Raw genomic sequence first — 3,895 nt, 5'->3', positions numbered from 1 at the left:
CGCCGCTGGGGCGGGCCGGGGCGGAGCCGTCGAGCAGCCGGACGACTTCCCAGCCGCGCGGGGCGGTGAGGCGCTCGGAGTGCTCGGCGCACAGGTCGTAGCAGTGGGGCTCGGCGTAGGTGGCGAGGGGGCCGAGGACCGCGGTCGAGTCGGCGTAGACGTACGTCAGCGTCGCAACGGCGGGTCGGCCGCAGGCGGTGCGCGAACAGCGACGTACAAGGCTCACGATGTTGGACGGTACCGCACTCTTGAGCGGGCCGCGACGACTCTCCACCAGGTCACTCCCCCGTGTCGTGGCCTGCGGGGTTCCTCGGGCCCCTCGGGGGGAGCCCCGGTGAGCGCGCCGCGCGGGGGTGCATCCGGTGATGATCCGGGACAAAGCCCGGCGGACGGCGTCGGTTCTCAGCCACCCGGCGCACGTGGGCGTGGCCGGAACCGTCGTGCGCGGCGCGGGAGACGCCTGAGCGAACACCGGGAGAAAAGTGCGCGAAGAGTCCGGGGAGGTGGTGCGAAGGCGCGGTCCCACGGGCGGGGAGCGGGCGGCTGTCGCGTGGAGCCGGGCGTCGGCGGCGGGCGAGGACTACGCTTCTGCGGTGATGGACAACCGTGTACCGCCCCGTGCCGCAGGTCCCCGACCCCGACACCGTGATCGTCACGGGCGGGGCATGCGTGGCCCCATCGCACCCCCTCAGGTGCCACTGGCGGCCAGCCGCGCCGAGGTGTTCGCGGACCTCGTGCGCGACTCCGTGGAACGGCTGGAGCGGCGCTGGCAGCAGCTCGCCGAGGTGGAGTTCCTGGTGCTGGAGGTGCCCCGGCTGGAGGGCACCGGCGACGGACCGTGGGGCGACGAGGGCGTGCCGCTGGGCGGGATCATCCCCGCGCGGGACGGCCGCCGGGCGCGGGTCGTGGTGTACCGGCGGCCGGTCGAGATCCGCACCAAGGGGCGCGACGAACGTGCCGAGCTGGTGCACGAGGTGGTCGTGGAGCAGGTCGCCGAGCTGCTGGGGCTGACGCCGGAGACGGTGGACCCCCGGTACGGCGAGGAATAGCGGGCGGCCGTCCCCGAGGGCGGCCGCCCGGCACTCGCCCTACCGCTGGAGCACCGACAGGTCCTGCTCCGCGCGGGGCACCGCCACCAGGCCCCGGTCGCTCGGCAGGGTCTGGATCGTGAAGCCGGGGACGCCGTCGGAGGAGCCCGTGAGGGTGCGGGCGGCGTAGACCGGGCCGCCGGAGACGGGTTCCACGGTCAGCGCGTAGGTGCCCTTGCCGCCCGTGGGCGCGCTGATGTCCTGGCTGGTGCCGGACTTGATCGTGTACGTCTTCGTCGCGGGGGACCCGCCGTCGCTGCCCGCCGAGGCGGTCACCTTGACGGTCGCGTCGGCCGTCGGCGCGGTCAGGGACAGGGTGGTGCCCTTTGCGCTGTTGTCGGCGGCGCTGGCGCGGCGGCCGACGGGGGCGGTGGCGGGGATGTACGCCGTCTCCTGCGAGCTTCCCTTGCCGCGCACCACGCGCAGCGCGGCGACCACGGGGACCGCCTTGCCGGTGGGCGTGAGGATCAGCGAGCCCGGCTCGCCCCGGGTGACCGGGCCGAGGTCGACGGCGCTGGTCATGCCCGCCTTGACGTGCACGGTCTCGTTGCCGGCCGGGGTGATCGAGCCGTTCGGGGAGGCCAGGCGGACCTTGAGGTCGGCGTCGTCGTCGCCCGGCGTGAAGGCGACCAGGCGGACGTCGGTGGCGTCCTTGGGGATGCCGGGCAGGACCAGGCTGCCGGCCGGGTCGGCGGCCGCGGGCAGCCAGTCGCCGCCGCCCGCGTCGTCCTGGGCCTGCACGGTGGCGCCGACCCGGCCGCTGCGCACGCCGACGTGCACGGTCAGGTCGGTCTGCGCATCGTCGGTGAGCGTGGACAGCAGCACCGGCTCGCTGGAGTGCGGGGGCACGGTGATGCCGTCGGTCACCGTGGTCTTCACGGCGCCGGACTTGCCGTACAGCTTGATGTCGACGACGGCCGCCCCGTCGTCGGGGTTGGTGAGGTGGACGTAGTCGGTGCGGCCCTTGGCGGTGCTGGCGCCGGGGAACCAGAAGTCGGTGTCGGCGGGGGTGCAGGTGACGCCCTGGAGGCCGCGTCCGGTGCCCGCAGCGATCCGGGTGGTCTCCTGGACGGTCCAGCCGGGCGCGTACTTGCCGTCGGCGGTGCCGATCAGGGCGGGTGTGTCGCTGCCGGAGGTGTCGCCCAGGGCCGGGGTGCCCGGCGGCTTGGGGGTGAGCACCGCCTGGTCCTTCTTGCCGCCGCCCTTGCCGCCCTTGCCGTCGGCGGACCGCTCGGCGGCCGCCTCCAGCGCGGCCTTGCCGCCGCTGTCCGCGCCCTGAGTGACGGGCGTGAACGAGGTGTACGCGGTGTCGGCGATCTCGGAGAAGCTCGGCGCCGGGCAGAGCAGGCCGGTGCGCTCCACGGGCCGCTCGGTGGCGCCGCCGGCCGGGCTGGTGCCGGAGGCGGCGGGCGGGTCGAAGGCGGCGAACCCGGTGACGGCGGCCAGGGCGACGGTGCAGGCGATCAGGGACAGGGTCGTGCGGTTCACTGCTGGCTCCCGTCGTGGCGCTCACTGCCGTCGCCGTAGGGCGGCTGCTGGGCGGGGTCGTAGCCCTGAGGGTGGGCCGCCGGGTCGTACGACTGCTCCTGCTGCGCCCCGTACCCGTAGGGGTCGTAGGGGTTCTGGCCGTAGGGGTCGGGGTGGTACGCGCCCTGGTCGTACCCGGTGTGCTGGTACGGGGCCTGGTAGGGGTCGGCGGGGTAGGCCGCGTACTCGGGGTCGGCGCAGGTGTTGGTGCCGGTGTCCCAGTCGGCGTAGGACTGCTGGTGCGGGATGACCGGCTGCTCCTGCTGTCCGTACGGCGGCGCTTCCGGCCCTTCCTCGGCGGCCTCGGTGGCTTCCCGGGCCTCCGCGGCCTCTTCCGTCTCCTCGGCCTCGGCCTGGGCGCGCAGGCGGCGGGCGCGGCGGCCCTCGCCCTCCATGGCCTGGGCCGGGACCGTCTCCTCCTCGGGGAGGTCGTCGTCGACGTCACGGCGGCGGCCCGGCAGCGCGAGGACGACCAGGAGGACGGCGAGCGCGCCCTGCACCCACAGCCAGACGGTGTGGGTGAACGGGGCGTCGTAGGTGACGTCCAGCTTGCCGCCGCCGGCCGGGAGTTCGAAGCCCTGGGCCCAGCCGTCGACGGTCTTGGGGGCGAGCGGCTTGCCGTCCAGGGTGGCGGTCCAGCCGTCGGAGACGGCGTCGGCCAGGCGCAGCACACGGCCGCCCGAGCCACCCGGGACGGTGGTGTGGATCTCCACCGGGCCCGCCGCGACGGCCTGCGGGGTGCCGGAGCCGCCCGCGCCGATCAGGGTGGCGCGGGACACCTCACGGTCGACCCGCCACAGGGCGTTGCCGTTCTGCTGGCTGAGCCGGTTCAGGCCGGGGGTGGCGTCCAGGACGCGGGTGATCTGGCGCGGGGTGCCCTGGTGGACGAGGACGTAGCGGACGGCGAAGCCGCCGAGCTGGCCCGTCTGGTCGGCGCCGGAACCGGCGACCAGGTTGGCGACGACCTTGTCCAGGCCGGTGCCGGACCCGTCGGCCGCGGCGATCTCGTCGTCGCCCATGCGGGCGCCCGCGCCCCGGACCAGGGTGTAGCGGACCCGCGCGGTGGAGTCGCTGTCGAGGACCAGGGTGCGGGCCTGGTCGCGGGTGCCGGCGTCCTCGGCGACGAAGGCGGGCACCTGGGCGGGGTCGCGGCGCTCCAGGGGGCCGTCGGCGCCCCGGATCATCCAGCCGGCGGCGGCGACCAGTGGGCCCACGGCGCAGGCCAGCGCGATCAGCGCGGCGACCGGCTGGCGCCAGCCGAAGCTCTGCTCGGCCACCCG

The 3,895-nt window shown here is 75.5% G+C and carries 3 protein-coding genes and 1 pseudogene; 1 reads left to right on the top strand and 3 read right to left on the bottom strand.

Annotated elements, in window-relative coordinates; translation table 11 throughout:
- Nucleotides 1-274 (bottom strand): DUF3499 domain-containing protein (locus GT030_RS26635; RefSeq protein ID WP_161203289.1); only part of this gene is annotated, 274 nt, incomplete at its 3' end.
- A 322-nt stretch (nucleotides 275-596) separates the two neighbouring features.
- Between GT030_RS26635 and GT030_RS26630 the strand changes: the two genes are divergently transcribed.
- Complete coding sequence (locus tag GT030_RS26630; protein WP_161203290.1) at nucleotides 597-1,049, top strand: metallopeptidase family protein; 453 nt, start codon at nucleotides 597-599, stop codon at nucleotides 1,047-1,049.
- A gap of 39 nt (nucleotides 1,050-1,088) precedes the next feature.
- Here the strand turns inward: GT030_RS26630 and GT030_RS26625 are convergent, their stop codons facing one another.
- Both GT030_RS26625 and GT030_RS26620 read right to left on the bottom strand, forming a co-directional pair.
- Nucleotides 1,089-2,576, bottom strand: coding sequence for a DUF5719 family protein (locus tag GT030_RS26625; protein ID WP_161203288.1), 1,488 nt, complete (start codon nucleotides 2,574-2,576; stop codon nucleotides 1,089-1,091).
- A pseudogene (locus GT030_RS26620) lies at nucleotides 2,573-3,895 on the bottom strand (family 2 glycosyl transferase); the annotation flags it as partial. The pseudogene GT030_RS26620 and the gene GT030_RS26625, both read right to left, overlap by 4 nt.

It is taken from the genome of Streptomyces sp. SID1328 (assembly GCF_009865595.1).
GTDB lineage: Bacteria > Actinomycetota > Actinomycetes > Streptomycetales > Streptomycetaceae > Streptomyces > Streptomyces griseoluteus.
This window is presented reverse-complemented; position numbering and strand designations above follow the sequence as displayed.

Bases quoted from the DNA above. Each gene is read 5' to 3' on its own strand.
- GT030_RS26630 (WP_161203290.1), top strand. From the start codon at position 597: ATGGACAACCGTGTACCGCCCCGTGCCGCAGGTCCCCGACCCCGACAC.